The sequence below is a fragment of the Vibrio sp. SG41-7 genome (assembly GCF_014164465.1).
Lineage (GTDB): Bacteria > Pseudomonadota > Gammaproteobacteria > Enterobacterales > Vibrionaceae > Vibrio > Vibrio splendidus.
The window spans coordinates 1-246 of the sequence record NZ_JACJFF010000457.1; the positions used below are offsets into that span (position 1 = coordinate 1).

1 pseudogene is annotated in these 246 nt (G+C 38.6%); it reads left to right on the top strand.

Annotation, left to right across the window (positions count from 1 at the left end):
• Positions 1-246: pseudogene (locus H5300_RS27575) on the top strand (winged helix-turn-helix domain-containing protein); the annotation flags it as partial.

Sequence of the window (246 nt, forward strand, 5' to 3'; positions counted from 1 at the left end):
TACTGCATGAACTTAATTTGAGTTGGATAACGACACGATCAAAGCACCCAAAACAATCAGAAGAAGCTCAAGAATCTTTTAAAAAAATTCCCAATAGAAACGATCCTTAAGATCCCTGGGCATATCCACTTAAAAGAAGTGCTTGTTTGGTTTCAAGATGAAGCTAGATTTGGTCAACGCAATACCACAACCAAGATTTGGGCAGAAAAAGGAACTCGACCTAGAGCCGTTCAACAGCAACAATTT